General features: G+C 30.2%; 19 protein-coding genes. 3 read left to right on the top strand and 16 right to left on the bottom strand.

The features are described 5' to 3' along the window. Positions 1-190 precede the first annotated feature (190 nt). The 5 genes from FNL83_RS03675 to FNL83_RS03655 form a co-directional block, all read right to left on the bottom strand. Positions 191-658, bottom strand: a complete 468-nt coding sequence (locus FNL83_RS03675; protein ID WP_001829729.1) for a SepA family multidrug efflux transporter — start codon at positions 656-658, stop codon at positions 191-193. 190 nt (positions 659-848) lie between these two features. After that, on the bottom strand, positions 849-2186 hold the full coding sequence (gene sdrM / locus FNL83_RS03670; RefSeq protein ID WP_002457000.1) for a multidrug efflux MFS transporter SdrM: 1338 nt from the start codon (positions 2184-2186) through the stop codon (positions 849-851). Between the two features lie 238 nt (positions 2187-2424). Then, a complete protein-coding gene (gene trhA / locus FNL83_RS03665) occupies positions 2425-3108 on the bottom strand; it encodes a PAQR family membrane homeostasis protein TrhA (protein WP_001829724.1) in 684 nt (227 codons plus the stop codon). 18 nt (positions 3109-3126) lie between these two features. After that, on the bottom strand, positions 3127-4314 hold the full coding sequence (locus FNL83_RS03660; protein WP_002456999.1) for a UTP--glucose-1-phosphate uridylyltransferase: 1188 nt from the start codon (positions 4312-4314) through the stop codon (positions 3127-3129). A gap of 54 nt (positions 4315-4368) precedes the next feature. Beyond that, positions 4369-4878 carry a metal-dependent hydrolase gene (locus FNL83_RS03655; protein WP_001829793.1) on the bottom strand — a complete coding sequence of 170 codons (510 nt, stop codon included), beginning with the start codon at positions 4876-4878 and terminating at the stop codon, positions 4369-4371. 176 nt (positions 4879-5054) lie between these two features. Between FNL83_RS03655 and FNL83_RS03650 the strand changes: the two genes are divergently transcribed. Continuing rightward, complete coding sequence (locus FNL83_RS03650; RefSeq protein ID WP_001829752.1) at positions 5055-5315, top strand: SunI/YnzG family protein; 261 nt, start codon at positions 5055-5057, stop codon at positions 5313-5315. 152 nt (positions 5316-5467) lie between these two features. Beyond that, entirely contained in the window at positions 5468-5782 is a 315-nt protein-coding gene (locus FNL83_RS03645) for a heme oxygenase (protein ID WP_002489896.1), read from the top strand. Positions 5783-5960: 178 nt separating this feature from the next. Here FNL83_RS03645 and FNL83_RS03640 read toward each other — a convergent pair whose 3' ends face one another. The 7 genes from FNL83_RS03640 to FNL83_RS03610 form a co-directional block, all read right to left on the bottom strand. Next, complete coding sequence (locus FNL83_RS03640) at positions 5961-7334, bottom strand: YjiH family protein (protein ID WP_002484860.1); 1374 nt, start codon at positions 7332-7334, stop codon at positions 5961-5963. Between the two features lie 296 nt (positions 7335-7630). Further along, positions 7631-8596 carry a FecCD family ABC transporter permease gene (locus tag FNL83_RS03635; RefSeq protein WP_001829779.1) on the bottom strand — a complete coding sequence of 322 codons (966 nt, stop codon included), beginning with the start codon at positions 8594-8596 and terminating at the stop codon, positions 7631-7633. Then, a complete protein-coding gene (locus FNL83_RS03630; RefSeq protein WP_001832732.1) occupies positions 8593-9624 on the bottom strand; it encodes a FecCD family ABC transporter permease in 1032 nt (343 codons plus the stop codon). Before FNL83_RS03630 ends, FNL83_RS03635 begins: the two co-directional genes overlap by 4 nt. Before the next feature lie 11 nt (positions 9625-9635). Further along, positions 9636-10631: an ABC transporter substrate-binding protein gene (locus tag FNL83_RS03625; protein WP_001832728.1), complete on the bottom strand. Its 996-nt coding sequence runs from the start codon at positions 10629-10631 to the stop codon at positions 9636-9638. Between the two features lie 201 nt (positions 10632-10832). Next, positions 10833-11894: an alanine/ornithine racemase family PLP-dependent enzyme gene (locus FNL83_RS03620; protein ID WP_001829764.1), complete on the bottom strand. Its 1062-nt coding sequence runs from the start codon at positions 11892-11894 to the stop codon at positions 10833-10835. A gap of 3 nt (positions 11895-11897) precedes the next feature. Further along, complete coding sequence (locus FNL83_RS03615) at positions 11898-13655, bottom strand: IucA/IucC family protein (RefSeq protein WP_002456997.1); 1758 nt, start codon at positions 13653-13655, stop codon at positions 11898-11900. Continuing rightward, positions 13645-14826 (bottom strand): MFS transporter, encoded by a 1182-nt coding sequence (locus tag FNL83_RS03610; RefSeq protein ID WP_001829750.1) that lies wholly within the window; start codon positions 14824-14826, stop codon positions 13645-13647. Before FNL83_RS03610 ends, FNL83_RS03615 begins: the two co-directional genes overlap by 11 nt. A 102-nt stretch (positions 14827-14928) precedes the next feature. Between FNL83_RS03610 and FNL83_RS03605 the strand changes: the two genes are divergently transcribed. Beyond that, a complete protein-coding gene (locus tag FNL83_RS03605) occupies positions 14929-16890 on the top strand; it encodes an IucA/IucC family protein (RefSeq protein ID WP_002456996.1) in 1962 nt (653 codons plus the stop codon). 60 nt (positions 16891-16950) lie between these two features. Here the strand turns inward: FNL83_RS03605 and FNL83_RS03600 are convergent, their stop codons facing one another. The 4 genes from FNL83_RS03600 to FNL83_RS03585 all read right to left on the bottom strand — a co-directional run bounded on the left by FNL83_RS03600 (position 16951) and on the right by FNL83_RS03585 (position 20119). Then, positions 16951-17451, bottom strand: coding sequence for an Asp23/Gls24 family envelope stress response protein (locus tag FNL83_RS03600; protein ID WP_001829780.1), 501 nt, complete (start codon positions 17449-17451; stop codon positions 16951-16953). Between the two features lie 73 nt (positions 17452-17524). Beyond that, complete coding sequence (locus tag FNL83_RS03595; protein ID WP_001829717.1) at positions 17525-17764, bottom strand: DUF2273 domain-containing protein; 240 nt, start codon at positions 17762-17764, stop codon at positions 17525-17527. A gap of 12 nt (positions 17765-17776) precedes the next feature. After that, positions 17777-18313: an alkaline shock response membrane anchor protein AmaP gene (gene amaP / locus FNL83_RS03590; RefSeq protein ID WP_001829712.1), complete on the bottom strand. Its 537-nt coding sequence runs from the start codon at positions 18311-18313 to the stop codon at positions 17777-17779. Positions 18314-19108: 795 nt separating this feature from the next. Beyond that, entirely contained in the window at positions 19109-20119 is a 1011-nt protein-coding gene (locus FNL83_RS03585) for a zinc-binding alcohol dehydrogenase family protein (protein ID WP_002456995.1), read from the bottom strand. Positions 20120-20152 lie beyond the last annotated feature (33 nt).

Raw genomic sequence — 20152 nt, 5'->3', positions numbered from 1 at the left:
AATAATATAGAGATTTCTTATTATTTTGGATGCCATTATAGTGTAATTATTTAAACTTTGAACTGCTTGGTAAAGCATGACACAACTGCAATTTTTATTAGCATTATCAATCATTACCATTAAATAATTAAATTATTTTCTATCGTTAAGTTCAATTATTCCATATTAAATTCTCTTTTTTACAGAAGCCTTACTTTTTATTATTCAAATTTTTACTTTCAGGATAAAAAACTTCTTTACATACAAATAAAAATCCTATAATAATCATAATTACCCAAAAATGTATATTAACATGTACATAGTGTATGTGAACTATAAAATAAAACATAATTGTAGTAACAATATAGGAGATGAGATGAAAGTTAATACCTTGAAAGTATGGATTTTTTGGAAGATTCTTTTTAAAATAATCCATTAAATGCTCAATTGAAAATAAAGTAAAATAGCCTAAAACGATATAACTACCGTAGTATATTAAATTATCATAAAAGCCTTTATTGTAACTAAAATCGCCTAAGTGTAAATAAATAAGGATGCGACTCAAACCGTACAAACCAAAGCCTAAAAATGTTAAAAAAATTGCTCCGGAAATAACAAATATAGTGAGAACAATAAGTGTTACTAATAAATGATATGATTTATTTTTTAAAAATTTCATCACTTTTGTCCTCCCCTACACTTCGTATACATATATATTATCATGTAAATAAGAGCATATAAAATTTTAAGTTATACAACATTTCTGCTTCTCATCTCAACTTATTTCATTTTATTTTCACAAAAAAGCAAGTAGATATGGTATATGCATTTCTACTTGCTCATAATTAAAAAATCATTCTGCATTTTTTCTAAGATTGAATAGTATTGCTTTTATATAATGTCATCCACATTACAATTAAACATACTGCAATTATTAAGACTAATCCTAATACATTGTGTAAATTAGAACCAAATAAACCAACATTTAGTGCATACATATAGCCCATAATCGTAGATCCGACTGACGAACCTAAATTTTTTGTCAATGCATAAAATGACATCATCTTTTTCATATTTTTTGGAGAAGTTTCCTCTTGGACAATAACACTATCTTTTGTATAAATATAACCAAAACTTAAACCTGCAAAAACAACCGCAAAAGCAATAAGCAATGGGAGTTTTAAGCCAAACATTATCATCAGACTACTAACTAATAAAACAAAAAATGAGCAAATATATAATGTTTTTCTAGTAAAATGCGCTTCTATTTTAGCTAAATTGAAATTAAGCGTAATCCAAGCAACAGACAACGGGAATATTACAAATCCACTTTGTAAAGGTGATAAACTAAGTTTTTCTTGTAAATATACTGGTATATATAAATTATATCCCATCAGTGTTATCGCAATAAGTAAATCCGTTATAAAAACTAGAACTATTGATATGTTAAATTCTTTTGTTGGAAGAAATGGTTGTTCGATACTATTTTCTATTTTAAATAGTAGCCATAAAACAGCTAAAGCTAAAATAATTGAGAATATGTTAAAAATAATATGATGTTGGTTGAGTAAACCAAACATTAATAAAGCTATAAAGATATAAAAGATAATCAATCCTTTTATATCAAAACGACTCTGTTGTACTTGTGTCTCATCAGGAAAATGAAAAGTCATAAGTACAAGTATTATTGCCACTATAGCAATAGGAATATTGATATAGAATAGCCAATGCCATGAAGCAAACTCTAAAATCGCACCACCTAATAATGGGCCAATAATACTCGAAATTCCCCAAACACTTCCAACTATACCCATAATTTTATATCTCAAAGGAATTTCAAAAGCCAACTTAGGAACTATTTGTGAGAGTGACATCATAACTCCTGCTCCAAAACCTTGTACTGTTCGAGAGATAATTAAAAAAGTAAACGTCTGACTTAATCCCGACATTAAACTACCTAAGGCAAACAATAATACCCCTACAACAGCAATGTAAATAATTTTAAATCTAGACATAAGTTCACCAACGATAGGGTTAGCTATGACTAAAGCAATAAAATATACGGTAAATACTAATGAAACTAGATTACCGGCATTCAAACTATTTTTTATTGTTGGTAATGCTAATGAAATAATAGATGTTTCTATAGCTGCCATAAACATTATTAGTATGAGTGCCATTACAGTAATGATAGACTTAAGATTCATAAAAAAACTCCCTTTTTATTGGATTTAGCTATTGAAACGTAAAATTGACTTTTTAATATGATGATACTCATACACCTTTTGTTTTCAATAAAAAAGAGTGAGATCAGTACATCTCACCCCTTTATAAAGTCTATAAAGTTAAAATTTCAACGCAATCATGTGTTTATTTGAAGTATAATGATATTTCTAAAAATAATACTTATTTTTCTCTCTAACTTATAATGACAGAATGTTGCAATCACATAAAATAAAAAATGCCTATCATATGTAAGAAAGAAGCAAGAACAATAAATATATGCCAAATCATATGAAAATAAGGTTTATTTTTTTGGGCATAAAACCATGCTCCGATAGTATAAGATAACCCACCAAGAAATATAAAGAAAATAAACCACCATGATGTTCGCATAATAATAATAGGTAAAAATATGATACCTACCCATCCCATCACCAAATAAACAATGAGACTTAATCTATGATTGACTTTAGTTGCTATTGATTTATACAAAATCCCCCATAATGTCGTTCCCCATAATAATATTGTCACGAGCCAACCTAACCAACCGCCGACAACACTTAACAAAACAGGTGTGTATGTTCCTGAAATAGCCACATAAATCATACTATGGTCAATAATCCTTAATATATATTTATGAGACGTATTATTTTGCATTGAATGATAAATGGTTGATGATATGAACATCATAAAAATACTAATCACATAAACTGACACACTAATTGACTCTAATGTGCCACCATTGTTAAAACTATGCACTGCTGCATATGGAAGAATAAATAATGTAAGTAATGCAGCAGCACCATGTGATGCTGCATTACCAATCTCTTCTCCAAATGTTAAAGGAATGATGTCCTTAAAAGTTTCTACCACAGAATCGTTTTTTCGCTTAGATGATTGAGACATCTATTCCACCACCTTTAGTTAAATCAAATCCATTCGTTTTAAATCTTCTGTAGCTGTATGTACACTATCCTTACCTTCTTTATTTTTTAAAGGTGAAAATTCTTCTTCTCTTGGAACTTGTAATGTTACAAAGCTTGTACCGTACCTAAATATATCAAAATAAAATAATTCAAACTTTAATGTAGGACGTTCAACCACACCAAAATTTTCATCTAATTGCTTTAATTGCTTGATTGCCAAATGATACGGTAATTCTCTATCAACAGCACTGGTAATGAAACCTAGTTTAAAAGCATGGATACCTATATTAGCATTGTTAAATTGATTTGCTATGTCTGTATCTAATTCAGAATACTCTAACACAGTGTCTTTACAATCAACATTTACAAGCCGACCTACACTTTCACTATCTTTAGGTTGAATTGTTTTTGATGTGATGTCTTTACTTTGTGTCACTGTAAAACCGGCAAATAACGGGTCTAAAACTTTAACTAAGACATTATCAATGTTATTTAAGAAGATATATTTGACGTGATCTTGTTGCATCTTATCAAGGTATCCTGCTTTCTTAAGAGACTTGAATACACCCCCATTACCATTAGGTGTTTCCATTATATGTCCATCTCTATTTAAAACAAGCTTTCCTTCTTCACTTAAAGCAACAATGTTATCTTGCTTAAAGAAATGAATATGATTGGCATCATAGTTAAAATATTTATGTTGTTTAAAATACTCTATTGTATCTTTATGATTAATGTCACTTGTCATAATATACCAATTAATTGTGTGGCCGGTTTCTTCTTTTAAACGAATCAGTTGACGCGCCTGAAGTTCAAATAAACTCGTACCCTCTATTTCAAAAGAACCTTTAGGCCCTTTATATCCTAAACGCGTACCTTGTCCTCCAGCCATCAATAATACAGCAAATTCACCATTTCGTATTGCCTCATAACCTTTTTGTTCATATGTATGTCGTTCTTCTTCATTGAGTCGTGATTTCACTTCATATTTGACTTCAGATACAGAAGATACATCATCAATAGTTTTTCTATTAACATATAAATCTTGATATAAATCTTGAATTTCTGCAAGATTTAACTGATCTACTTTTTCATCTAAAGCATTCTTTTCATTACTACTCATTAATTTTTCATATTCATACAAATGCTCTTGGTTATACTTTTCCAATTGATTTTTGTCTAACATGATAACGCTCCTTATGTATACGTAATTTTAATTGTTATTTTTCTCATAATAATCTTATTTGATTAACCAATAGTGCATCATAGTATTTAAATATGGTTGAAATAAAGTATATATCGCACCAACACTTAATGCAGTAGCTAGAGATACATCTACTAGTCCCCCAGTTTTAAAATGAATGGGTGATACGATATTAAATGGTAAAGGATATAATAGTTTAACACCTCTTGGGGTTAATATATCAAGTATAACATGCGAAAACATACCAATAACAATTGCAACCATATAATACATCGGAGTTTGTATGAAGTACAGTAAAAAACTAATTCCTATAATAAATAAAAGTGAATGCGTAAATGTTCTATGACCAAATAAAATTCTGACAAAAAAACTAGTAAGCCTAAATCGTCTTCCTATTTTACTTTGTGTATGACATATATCTGGCAATATACTTGAAATGACTGAAAGTACAATCACTGATATAGAAGTAAATATATCTGTATGAAAATATTGTGTGGTTATTGCACCGACTAAAAAGCCACATGATGCGTGTGTTTTACCTGTCATGTTTTGTTCTCCTTTATAAAAATATTTTAGCATATTTCATCCTATAATGCGAACATACTTTCGTACTTATATTTTATTAGTATGACATAATTTTAAAAAGTATCACATAAATACTTGAAAACGATTACACAATCATTTATGATAGGTTTATAAATTAATTAAAGGAAGTGTTTTCAATGGCAATGACAGTTAAGAAAAACGATAATGAAGTTCGTATTCAATGGAGAGTAGCAGATATCAAAATTCCAAATAATGAAATTAAAAATGTTACTCAAGATCAAGATATTCATGCCGTACCAGAAGAGAATGGTAAAGAAATCTCTCGTATTGGTTCTACTTTCGGAAAAACAAATCGCGTATTAATTGATACCGATCAACACTTATATATTATTTACACTCAAAATGATCAAAAAGTATATAATGAGTTAACAAAATAAATTACAGATTTATATTTTTCAACATAACTTTATAATTAGACTGTCGACATAATTCAATACAATGTCGACAGTTTTTTAATGTGATATTTACAAAATTGCAAAGCTAAATGATAAATATTATATTGAAGAAAATAGACTTGGAGGTAATTAGAATGTTCGTTGTTACAAATAGAATCACTGTAAAAAAAGGATATGCAAAACAAATGGCGCCTAATTTTACTAAAGGAGGACCTATTGAATCTTTAAAGGGCTTTGAAGGTATTGAAGTTTGGCAAATTGATAAAGTTGATTATAGCGAAGATATGTATGTAAATAGTTGGTGGGAAACTGAAGAAGATTTTAAAAATTGGGTGAATAGTGATGTATTTAAACAAGCACATAAAAATACTGGAAAATCCGAAGATTCACCAGTCATTAAAAGCGAAATTGTTAAATCAAATGTTTTATCTTCTTTGAACAGAAGATAAATTATCTAAAGGGAGTGGGCTAGAATACGTATATGATTTATTGTCTAATTTTTATAATTATAAAAATTAGAACAAGTTTGATATATGAGAATTTTTATTTCAACCATTAGTAATTTATATTACTGTTGTTATGATTTTCTTCCCCCCACTCTCACTAAATTAAAAATGAGTATATCTTTTATCCGATAAATAAATGCGCTAATAAAGCAATTATTGGAAGCGTAATGATAGTACGAATTAAAAAAATCATAAATAATTTACTTATACTAACTGGAATTTTAGAACCAAGAATCACGCCGCCTACTTCAGATAAATACACAAGTTGTGAGATACTCAATGCTCCAATTACAAAACGTGTTACATCATTTTGAACCCCTTCAATAAGAATTGAAGGTAAGAACATATCGGCAAACCCAATTAAAATTGTTTGTGATGCTTCATGTGCTTCTGGAATTTGTAACAATTCTAGTACTGGAACAAATGGTTTTCCTATAATTTCAAAAACAGGCGTGTAGTTAGCAATAATGGTAGCTATTGTTCCTATACTCATAACAACTGGTAAAATTACAAACCACATATCTACAACTGTTTTAAAACCTGAAATTAAAAATTCTTTAAACCCTGGCGATTTAATTCCAACTTCAGTTGCTAAATCAAAACCATATTTTAATGCTGTTTTGCCTTCTGGTAGCTGTTCATTACGAGCCTCTTCACTTACTTCTTTAGCATATTCGTCAGGAATATTTTTAAGTGGCCAAATTCTTGGCATAATCATTGCTGCAATTAAGCATGAAATGACAACTGTTAAATAAAAATAGAAAAATTGATCTTGCATTCTAATTGTTTCGGCAATGACAATAGCGAACGTAATAGATACAACACTAAAGGTTGTGGATATTACTGTTGCTTCTCTTCTAGAGTAATATCCTTCACCATATTGTCTACTAGTAATTAAAACACCAACTGTACCATCACCTATAAATGAAGCTAGATTATCAACTGTCGATCTACCAGGTAAAGTAAACAAAGGTCGCATGATAGGTCTAAAGATGGGTCCAAGTAATTCTAATAGACCATACTCCATTAATAAAGGTAAAAAGATTGCAGCAAATAAAAATACTGCTACAAGAGTAGGTAATAAACTTGAAAATACTAATCCACCTGTATCTTCAGATTTAATCATTTCAGGTCCAATATTTAAAAATGTTAACCAAGAAAAGAAGACAGCTAATACTCTCAAAACAAGCCATCCTATTTTAACGTTGAAAGCACTGCTCATTAAACCTTGAGGATTTAATTTATTTTTATAAATTGTAGAGCATAATATTGTTAAAATACCTGATACAGTTATGATGGTTACAATTAAAATTGGCATGATACCACCAAGCCAATCTTTTAATAAACCAGCTAAAAAAGCTATAGGAAGTGTCGTTTGCTGCTTTCCATCTTGAACGACTGGTATAGGAACTAAAAATAATATAATCCCTAACAATGACATAGTGATAAATTTAATTCTACCTCTTACTATGTCAACTTTTTTAAATCCATTCATATATATTCAATCCATTTCTATCTTTTTATATCCATATGTAATTTAAAGTATATCACATTATATATATGCATTATTTTGAATAATTACGTAAAGAACACTATACGCTATTTATTAACTTTTAGCAAATCCATTTTAACTCTTTTTCATTTAAGCAGTTCTATTCGTATATGATTTATATTTTTATTTTTTAATGGGCCATCAAAATGATATTGTGACATCAATAAGAGCCTGTACATTAATTTGTAATGTATCAGGCTCTATAACTAAAAAATACGATATTGAAACTATCAAATTTACTACATCTTACGTAATAAAAATAAGAAATAAGGTGCGCCTATAATTGCTATTACAACACCTACAGGAATATCAAGAGGAGGTTGTATACCTCTTGCTAAACCATCACCAAAAGTTAATAATATTGCTCCTACCAAACCTGACATGATTATAACATGTATATTTTTATGGCCGACAAGTTGACGTGCAATATGAGGTGCTATAAGACCTAAAAAACTAATACCCCCTACTACCGCAATGGAAGCACCTGCTAACATTACTGCTAATACAAGTAAAATCATTTTTAAGATTTTTACACGTGCTCCTAGTGCAATGGCTACATGATCACCTAAATTTAAAATATCAAGTTGATACCCTAATAACAATACTATAGGTACAGTGATAATAAACCATGGTAATAAACTATAAAAATTGACTATATTATGACCGTATAAACTACCAGTCAACCATAATAACGCATTATTTGCATCAAGAGGATTACGTATAAGCAAGAATTGGACAATGGCCGTACAAATTGCACCTATCGCTAAACCTATCAATGCTAATTTTGATCCCTTTACATCAAATTTTGAAATAAGAACTGAAAGAATAATACTTATTGTCAAAGCACCGATAAATGAACCTAAAGGAAGAACAAATAGAGGTGCTGATGGAAATATCATTATGATCATTACTGCTGCTAAACTTGCCCCTTTTGTTATTCCAATAACATCAGGTGAAGCAAGTGGATTTCTTATAACCCCTTGTATCACCGAGCCAGAAATAGCTAAACTACTGCCTATAAGTAATCCTAAAAGTGTTCTAGGAATTCGATATTCATTTAAAATAAAGTCATTGTGTAAAAAGAAGCCTGTAACTGCATGAATAGGATTAATCATTACTGATCCTATACATAGACTAAAGATTGTACTAAAAATTAATAACAGTAAGACAATGGTATAGCGCATCTTCAGGTTTTGTTTAATCATATGCGATTCACCCCTCTAACAGTTATGAATAAGAAGTAAAAAGCACCAACAAATGATGTAACAATACCTACTGGCGATTCGAATGGATAAGTAATTAAGCGACACAATACATCAGAAATAAGTAATAAAGTAGCGCCGAATATAAATGTTAAAGGTATCATCAATACATAATTTTTATTTATATATCTTTTCACTATGTGTGGAACTATCAAACCTACAAATCCTATAGGCCCAGCAATAGAAACAGAAACACCAGCAAGAACAACGACCAATATTCCAACAATCATTCTGACGATTTCTGTTCTTTGTCCTAATCCTCTGGCAATATCATCACCTAACTCTAATATAGTTAATTGTCTTCCCATAAATATGGTCACAAAAATAGCAAGGAGTAAAAATGGTAAGATGAATATAATCTGTTGCCATTTTATACCGGCTAATGAACCAACTAACCAGAACATCACTGTATCATTAGAATCTTCATTTAAAATAATTATACCTTGAGTCATACTACTAAAGAACAGATGAATAGCCATACCTGCAAGTGCTAATTTAATCGGTGTAATCGACTTAGTAGAGCCAGACAATGTATAAACAGTAAAACCTCCTAAGAAGGCACCAATTATCGCTAAAATTGTAGAGTAAGAGCCTAGTGATGGTATAAGTACAGTTATAAGTACAATAACGAAGGAAGCACCTGCATTCACACCAAAAATCTGTGGTGAAGCCAAAGGATTTTTGGTAATTGCTTGCATCAATAAACCTGCAATTGCTAAAGCGCCACCAATAATTAAACCAGCTAACATTCTTGGCATACGTACATTGTGTATTAAGAAAGTTGCCTTTGTATTCGTGTGTCCAGTTACATAACTTAAAATATCATTAAATTGTATTTTTGAAGAACCAATCGCTAAATTCAAATATACTGAAATAAAAAGAAGGCACACACCCACAATAAAAGTGAGTGTAGTGCGCTTTTTCTTTTTTTGTTCAATAGCGGATTGACTATCTTTATTCACCATAGTCATTGTTTTCCACCTTACTTATTATCTTTTTTACTATCTTTCTTAGATAATTCAACAAGTTCTTTTGCCATTTCTTCTGAAGAAATTAAACCACGTGATCTTGCCCATAAGTCACGGTCTAAAATATCAACACGTTGATTTTTCACAGCGTTTAATTTCTTCCATACAGGATCTTTTTCTAGTTCTTTTAGTGAAGGTTCGTTAGAACTTGCTTTGTTTGTCATTATGAACATACGCTCAGGATTCACTTGAGATAAAGTTTCAGTGTTCATTTGTAAGTAAGGTCCTTTAAGATACTTACTTAAACCTTTAGTAACATCATCACTTAATGCTTCTTTAAAACCTAGTTGACTTAGGAATTGACCAACATAAGAGTTGCTTGGATGAGCAAGCAAACCTGATTTAGCAGCTACTGCAGGCAATACCTTTTGATTTTTATCCATAGTTATTTCTTTTTTATATTCTTCAATTTTCTTATCGTGTTCTTCTAAGCGTTTTTTACCTTCTTCTTCTTTACCTAAAGCTTTTGAAATTGTTTTAAAAGCATCAATATTTTCATTATAATCTCCATCGAAACTTTTCAGTTCAATCGTAGGAGCAATTTTATTTAAGTCTTTATAAATACCTTTGTGTCTATTATTATCAGCAATAATTAAATCTGGTTTAAGTTTACTGATTTCTTCTAAGTTAGGTTGCTTACGTGTTCCTACAGAAGTGTATTTTCCAATTTTATCTCTTAATGGTTTAATAATACGATTTTTTTTGTTATCATCCGCTATCCCAACAGGTTTAACATCTAAAGCAACTAACGCATCAACAAATGAATACTCAAGAACAACAACACGTTTAGGGTGTTTAGGTACTTTCGTAGTACCTTCTTCGTGCTTGATTTCAACTCCATCTTTTGATGACTCTTTACTTGAGTTACTTGAACTATTATTTCCACATGCTGCAGTTGCAATTAAAACAAACAATAAGCCAATTACACTTAAAATTTTTAAACCTCTCACTGATTCCACTCCTTAATATGTATATGCTTACATTATTAGTTTATTGATAACGATTCTCAATGTCAATAACTTATTTTATTATTTTCATAATTAATCCAATTCTGAACAAATGATGTTTACAAAAAATGCTGGTTTTTAATAAGTAAAACCTATCAAATTTAATTTGAGACGGTGCGTTGAGTTAAAGGTAAATAAGAACTATTAGCACTGGGAATATATAGGCATATCGAAGTTCTGAACAAGGGATTCTATTTTTGAATCACTACTATATAACTTAGTTAAATTTTTCATATACATGCTCTGAGACAGTGCTTCATAATTCAAGCTAAATTGAAGTTTATCACCGATTTGATAATGATCTTGGTTATTTAAATCAATCATCAAATGATCACTTGATGCACCTAATATTCTTATATCATTCCCAAGAGGTTTTATCCCCTCAATAAACGTATCTAAATAACCGATATCTACTATAGCTTGTAAATAAGATTGATTATTTTTTTGATATAGACGTGGTTTTATCTCTATAATTTCTGCTTCTAATACTATCGCATTTTGATATAAGCTATTAATTGAATGATTTGTCGTCGTATCTATACCCCTTAATAATGCCTCCCCTATACGAAGATCATTGATTTTATCTAAATGATTGTACAGTGTTTGAGGTAACATACTCGAATTTCCACCTGAAATAATTCTAAACTTAAAATGAGTTTCGTTTTCTACATTATGTATGAATTTGTTTATCATACGAACATCTTTTTCATTGGGTGCTTCTGATTTAAAGCACATAAAATTAAATGCCAAGCCAACAAGTTGTATGTGAGATAATCTAAGTACTTCTTGAACATAACGCACCACATCATAGGTCAAGACCCCTTCTCTACCATCTTTCCAGTCAACCATTAGCATGATTTGATGTTTAATATCAAGTGATTTTGCTAACGTATTAAGTTTTTTGATTGTGGTTAATTCAGTTTGGATACTCATTTCTACTCTTGAAATCATCTTTTCCAAATCTGCTTCAACAGTAGGTCGTAACAATGTAAATGTAATATCTAAATCTTTGAGTTGTTCAATGTTATCTAGTCTTGATTCAGCAAAATGAGTAATTCCTAAAGACTTAATACTTGATACAATACGTTTATCCCCTGCGACACATTTAATTACTGGTGTGAAATGGATATGTCTACGTTCTAATAACGATTGAAGTACTTTGGCATTATATTTAATTTTAGATAAATTGACACGAACATTCGCCATGCACTACACCTCTTTTTTTATTGGATTATCTAACTTGGTATTTAAATATTTTTTCACTTTATTTTCCATTCTCATACTTAATAAAGCTTTGACTGTGATAGTTGACCCAAACAATATTTTTTTCAATTTTTCAGCATGTGGCTTGTCATTATCGATTGCCATTTCGATTTCTTCACGCACAATTTCAAATAATTCTTCTTCTATTACTTCATCATACTGATTAAAATGATGAATCAATTCTGCTAGTTGATTTTGAATAACTGCATGTTGAAATTTAGCAATAACCTCTTCAATAGTATCTGCAATAAGACTTTCATTTGTAACATCTATTTGAGGAACTTTCTGTTTAAGTGTATTTAAATCTATACGAGAACCACCTAAATCACGTACAATGAATTTCATTTTATAATTAGGTCCAAGATTAACAATCGTATTTTGCATATGTGCTTCAAGTGCTATGCCATAATTTTGAATATACGCAATAAGCGGTGTAACTAAGGTTTGTGTATAAATTGCTATAAAATGCTTAATATGATCAAGTGTGATTTCATTTTCTATCCATTTTAAATAACTATCTACAACTGCCTGATTATCAATTGGATTAGGATTAACTAAACTAGCTGTTACAACTGTACAACCATAATCATATATCGTAGGTTTTTGACGTATGATAAGCGCTAATTGTTTTGATAAATCAGATGCCGTGTGAGCATAAGCTCCATAAGGTTCCATCGCGACTTGAAGTTCTGGAAATTCCTGAAGCAATCCTTGTAATGCATGGCTTAACTTAGGACCATCTACAGTCGTAACTGATGAAACTGTTCTAACAGCACTTGTAGCTTGAACATTTACTGGCAATTTCACATGATATGGTGTATGAATTAAATCCATTGTTCTAAATGATAAAGTAGCTTTGGACTCAACAGTAAATGGTGTAGGTAGTAAGATTTTCTTGGCTATCCATTCTTCAAATTGTTCGCCGATAGTATGATCATACTGCCAAGGATGTATCAACATCACTCTGTAATCGTTAAGATTTAATCGAAGTGGCTCGAGGTAGCATTTTAAACGATCTCGATATTCAGGAATAACTTGATTTAGAATAAAATTTTGATCATCATTTATTGCTGTTGTTACTACATGATTTTTTTCAATAAGCATAATATTTAATGGAATAACTTTTTCAAATTCTGGTGCATAAAGTTTCAATTCATTAGTACTGAGAGGCAATTTAGTTTTTGTTAAAGGATGTGTTGGATGCCCTTCTATCACAAGACTTTCCGAGTAACTTAAATCATCTGTAATACCACTATCTTGTAAATGTTGCAGCCAAGCAATAAAATTTATAGAATCGGGTAATTTACTAAATTTCATACTCTGATGAATGAGTGTTTGTCTATTATAAAAATGTTTGTACGTTTCATACAAACTATCCCTACTATGTATTAATTCATCGTATAATCGTTTTGAAATGTTGATATGAAATATTTCCGTTAGTATTTGAAGAAGTTCTTCTAAACTTTCAATTGATTGAGACAATTTTTTATTTTTTAATACTATGTCACCAGTAAAAACGTATCTTTTTAAGGCACTTTTTCGCGCTACTTTTAACGATAAAAGGTGATTATTGAGAAAAATTTCAACTTTACACGTACCTTCTTTAATACGCATACCTTCAGAAACAATATGTTCCTTAATCATTGCGTTAATCGTTCGATATTGGATGTTTTTGTCAGCTAAAAGCCATTCCTTATGATTCATTATTGCTCTCCTCCATATTCGAAATACGTTGTATGATATAAAAAATGAGTGAAATACTGATAGTGCTAATTCCCATAATAGTAAATGTAGTTAAAATACCGAACATATCCGCGAAAAAGCTCATTATTAAACTACCTAACGGAATCATACCTCGATCCATCATTATAATACTTAATACTTTCCCTCTATCACAGTCCTTTACACTATGTTGAAAATAAACTCTATTAGTTGTTCTAGCCCATTGACTAAACAAGCCTATTAACGTAATACAGATAAACATAACTACTAAATGATGTATGATAATACCTAGTAAAGCTATACCAAATAATATTGAACTGAGATAATACATTTTTACTGTACTCAAGTGTTTTAAAATTGATGGTAAGACTATTGTTGCAACTATTCCTCCAATCGCACAAAAAGTCATAGCTATACCAAACACTTGCGATTGACCAGGAAAAATATGGTTTGTTAATACTGGTAAAACTGTAGTGTAAGAAAAGCCTGTTGCCATAATAATTATAGACGTAATGAATATCTGACTACCTTCTAAATTACTTTTAAAATAATTTAGTACAACTTTAAGTGGTAGTGCTTTTCCTTCTTTTTGACTTAATATGACTTCAAAATGAATAGGTATACATAAAACTGCTGCGATAAAATAGCACACTGCTTGAGCTAAAAATGTAGTGGGTGTATGGTATACAGCTATTAATCCACCTGCTATTGCTGGTCCTATTGATCGGCATATATTAATAATGAACGAATGAAAAGAAACTGCTTGAGTTGTAGAAATTTTACTAGATAAATCAGGTAAAACTGCTTGTCTCACTGGAGTTTCTACAGCACTTAGTATGCCCCTAAATGTTGCATATAAAAGAATGATGAAAATCGGTATACTGTTAAGACTATAAGTAAGTAAACACAATAATGCTGTAATTATGAATGATGAAGTAATAGTGATCCGTAACAGAAGCCCTTTGTCATATTTATCAGCTATGGATCCTGCCCAAACACTTAATAGTAAAATAGGTATAAGACGACAGAAATTAACTAAACCCAAATATACAGCATTATGATATGTTGTGAGTACGAACCAATTTAAACCCACTTGACCAATCCAATTTCCTAAAAATAACAGAAAAGAACTGGAAAAGAAATATTTTGCCATCAAATTCCACCTGTCTTTTTCATTGATAATAATTATCATTATCATTAATATGGATTATACAAATGTTATTTATTTTTGTAAAATATTTTTTAGAGGTGAATTATGAATTTCAATCAATTTATAAATAAACAAAATATAATAATGACTGAAGATGAACATAATGTATATGACTTTCTTAAACATCATAATCCTAATTGGTCTTCTAATTATATTGATCATTTATTAGATGGACGTGATAAAGTAAGTCAACGTTTAATTACATCTTTACATAGGGAGAATTTAGTAAAAAGTCGCGATCATAGTCGTATACTTAATCGACATCAGTTTGCTGGATACGGAGTTAATGTGATTGCCATTTTAGAAATCTATTTTCCAACATCTAATATTTATTTGTATGCACCAATAACTGGAATGCATGCATTCGATCGCATTGATGTTGAAGGACCTTTTTATTTTAAGAATCTAAGTAAAGAAGATGATTTTGAACGTGTACTACATCCTAATCAAATATTAGATTGGATATTAATTGAAGATGAAAACTTAAATAACGAGGCTAGCGTACAATTTAGAAATGATTTAAATAATAGTGCAGCTAATATGACTTTTGCTTTAAGTTTCCAGCACTATACGATGCGTAATGAAAGAGCGCCATTATATAACCTTATTAAAAATGCAAATGATAGTTACTTGCGTTCCGAACAATCTGTCATCGAAGGTCATCCCCTTCATCCTGGTGCTAAGTTAAGAAAAGGAATGAATGCTGAGGAAAACTTTATGTATTCATCAGAATTTGGTAATGTTATTCATCTAAGAGCCGTTTTTATTCATAAAAGTATAAGTCGTATTCAATCATCGAATGTAGATTACAATGTTGCCGTAAAGCAAATGTTTCCCGACTTAATTAAAACCTTAGAAAAAGAATTTGGCGAAGATTTTAATTTACAAAATTATCATTTAATGATGGTTCACCCTTGGCAAATAAAACATATTTTACAAAGTGATTATCGGGATGAACTAAATGAAAAGTTAATATTGATAAGTAATCATTCGGTACCATATTATGCCGGTCTATCATTTAGAACGTTAGTACCTAAACAACCTGATTTATCCCCGCACATCAAGTTATCGACGAATGTACATATAACCGGTGAGATTCGAACATTGTCTGAACAAACGACATATAATGGACCACTAGTGACGCAAATTTTAAGAGAGATTATGTCAAAAGATGAAGATTTTTCACATTATCAATCTACTTATATCGATGAAAATGCAGGGATTCACTTTTATAATCGAAACGACAATGAGGCAATTCAAACAGATAGAAGTGAACAATTAGGGACTTTGTTTAGAAATAATTTATATCAATTTATATCTAATGAAACAGTGCCAGTAATTCCATCAAGTTTGGTTGCGACCTATCCTTATAATACTGAAGCACCAATCTGTACGTTAATCAAAACGTATCAAAATACGTATCAATATAAAAATTATGAAGAAGCAGCGAAACAATGGATTAAAGACTATAGCAAAGCTCTTCTTGGCTTAGTTATCCCTCTTTATTCAAAATATGGAATTTCGCTAGAGGCACATTTACAAAATTCAGTGGCAACTTTTAATAAAGATGGCTCACTAAATATGATTTATATCAGGGACTTTGAAGGATTACGTATTGATAATGAACAATTGAATAATGCTGGATTTACCACTAGACATTTCCATGAAAAATCTAGAATCCTTACAAATTCTAAAACATCAGTATTTAATAAAATGTTCTATTCAACAGTTCAAAATCATTTAGGTGAACTCGTTATTACAATAGCTAAATATTCTAATAGTAAAGTCCTTGAACAAGAAATATGGCAAATTATTTCACAAACAGTAGAAGACATTTTTAATCACATGACTCACATTTCAAAACAACATCTCAACAACATCAAGCGCACTATTTTCGCATCCGAAATCGATTATAAGTGTGTCACAACAATGCGTTTAGAGGATCAAGCACATGAATATACGTATATTAAAGTGCATAATCCACTTCATAGAAAGAATGATTTATAAAATCAAAAAGCACTTGAGCGTCATGCTCAAGTGCTTTTTTGATATACATCAAGAGATTGATTATTTTAAACCTTCTCTTTCATTGTTTTCTTTGTTATCTTTTTCATTTTTTTGTTGCCATTCTTTTTTTGTCATTACGTCGTCAACTTGCATGTTAACTTCAACAACTTCTAAACCAGTAATATATTTTACTTGTTCTTTAACTAAGTCTGTCACTTTACGGAAAATTTTAGGTGCAGATTCACCATATTCTAAAATAACTTTTAAATCTACAGCAGCTTGTTTTTCTCCAACTTCTACAGATACGCCTGTAGTTACATTGTTACCGTTTGAGAAAGCGTTAGTAAAGCTATCTGTGAAGCCACCTTTCATGTCTAAAATTCCTTTAACTTCACGTGCTGCAATACCTGCAATTTTTTCAACTACTTCATCTGAGAAAGTTAATTTGTTTTCAAATTGAGGTTGATTATTTTGAGCTTGTTGTTGCTCTTTTCTTTCTTGTTCATTAACACCTGTTTGATTATCATATGCTTGTTTAGCTTTATTGTTATCTACTGCCATAATACATTCTCCTTTATTTTTAAATTAGTTTTATTCATAAATTAATTGATTAGAAACTTCTTAATATCTGAGTCTAACTCCATCTATTTAGGAAGTTTAAGAAATCTTGTGTACGGTCTTTAATATACCCGATACCGATTCCTATTAAACATAACACTATAATTAAAATTGTCTTCCAAAATCCGAGAGTTAGGAATAATATAGCTATAATTAAAAATGCTAAAAATCCAATAATACGCCATTTAAACGATTTTAAAATATTTATAAATTGTTGAGTAGCGTCTTGTCCGTTTTGATTGTTATTATCAGCCATGGTATCCCTCCCTTACAATACACGTGGACCAGATGTTTTCTGATCACGTACGTTAACTTCTAATTTTCTAACAGGAATTTCAGTAAAGTGTTCAACATTACTTTTGATATCAGCACGGATACTCTCTGTTAAACTCTTAACTTGAACATGGTTTGGTACGAAGAAATCTGCTTTGATGTCAATAAATGATTTATTCTTTTTGTTATAAAGCTTACTTACAACATTTGGTTGTCTAACTTGATCATATTTAGCGATTGTATCGTAAATTGTTTTTTCAACAGCTTTACGTGATACGTAAATATGTCCATCATCAAAGTTTTTATAAAGTCCAGGTTTGCGATGCGTAGGTTTAAAAATACTAAGTACTAATATAAGTCCGATTAATATAAGTAATCCTGCAAGCCCAATCAATAGTGGTTGGAACCAATTAAATTGTAAGAAGTAGTCTTGATAACTTTGAATGCGACTATCATCTATATACATAAATAATAGGAAGCCAACTATAGCCACAATGAGTAAGCCGAGAATAAAATTCTTAAGTCTTTTCACCTCGCACGTCACCTCCTTAGCAAAAGTTAATTTTAGATTATACATCAATTAGGTACCCTATAAATATTTTTTAAAACATTAATAATTCAAATTGATATCTTAATTAAAATATATTTAAAGAAGTACAGCTTACAGTCATTATTCCCTATTTTTTTAATTGAAAACCAGAATTAAGCAAATTAATTTTAATTTCATTATAGAGCTTTAAATTTTAATATATGTTTTTTCTTGTCTGGTGTTATATATGTCTGATAACGTCTAGGTTGTTCTTTTATTGGATATTTGTATTAGAATCGAATAATTGAAATAGCCATTCATGAAAATGGTAATACAGTCACTATAAGCTATATTGTAATGACTTTATGTTGACTGCGTATAAGAACAAAATATTACGCTAACTTATATAAAATGATATTAATCACTAGGCAGGAACTAAGCATATTTAAACACTATTGATACAAATAGTAGACTTAAGTAAGAATATCATCATTCAAATAAAGTAAAAGTGGTTAAATTAAAATTCATGGTTATAATCTACTAAAACATTACATCAAAAGATTAAATATACATGTTCTATCACACTCTGTTTGAAATGATTAATAATTTCAAATGACAAATATAAAAGCCTGGAACATCAATTGATCCAGGCTTTTATAGTGTATTAATAATTAATCACTGAGTTAAAATAAACGCTTGTCTCGTATGGATTACGTTTCATATTAAATCTTCAAACTGAATTAGGATATTAAATGTTATCACCTTTTCATGCATATACTAAGATTTTTATGACGTTTTTTACTTAAGATTGATAACAAGCTTACCAATCATAGAATGAGACTCTAAAATTTGATGCGCTTCATAAAGGCTATCTACATCTAATCCGTCGATAACTTTCGTGGTAGTTGGTTGATAATATCCCTGTTCAACCTTTTCTGTTATATCCTTAAGATATTCATGATGTTTGATTACATCATCTGTATGGTGTAATGGTCTTGAAAACATAAATTCATGCGTAAATGTTACACTTTTAGATTTCAATAAATTTAAATCTTGTTGCGAATTAAATGCGACAATTGTCGCAATATGTCCTCTAGGTTTAACTAAGTTAACCATCATTTCATAATACATATCTGTATCGAATGTACAAAAGATATAGTCAACACCCTCAATATGATTATCTTTAAATTGTTGACTTAAATCTTTCTTATGATTCAGTACAACATCAGCACCCATATTAACAGACCACTTTATAGTATCCTCTCTCGAAGCAGTTGTAATAACCTTCAACCCATAAAATTTCGCTATCTGTGTTGCAATACTACCTACACCACCTGCTCCATTAATTATTAACAATGATTTACCTTTATTTTCAGATGGTTCTTTTGAAATTCCAAAAACATCGAAAAGCGTTTCATAAGCTGTTAGCCCAGTTAAAGGTAGGCTAGCTGCTTGTTCACTTTTCAAATTTGTAGGTGCTTTAGCTACTAAATATTCCTCTATTAATTGGTATTCTTCATTCGAACCATTTTGGTTAGGAGAACCTGAATAAAAAACGACGTCCCCTTCTTGAAACATTGACACTTGATCTCCTATCTTTTCAATCACACCAACAGCATCAAAGCCAAGTACACGTGGCGCTTTGTCAACTGGCATTGTACGCTGTTTTGTATCAACAGGATTCACACTAATACTTTGAACCTTGACTAATAATTCATGGCCGGATGGATGAGGTATATCAAAGTTAAATTCCTCAAAACAATTTCCTTCATCTAATTGGAATGAAGACTTAAATCCTATCGCTTTCATAGTGCCACCTCTTTAAAATTATTTAATTTTATT

It is taken from the genome of Staphylococcus epidermidis (genome assembly GCF_006742205.1).
Taxonomy (GTDB): Bacteria; Bacillota; Bacilli; order Staphylococcales; family Staphylococcaceae; genus Staphylococcus; species Staphylococcus epidermidis.
The sequence above is the reverse complement of the archived record's forward strand: the minus strand, read 5'-3'. Positions and strand labels throughout refer to the sequence as shown.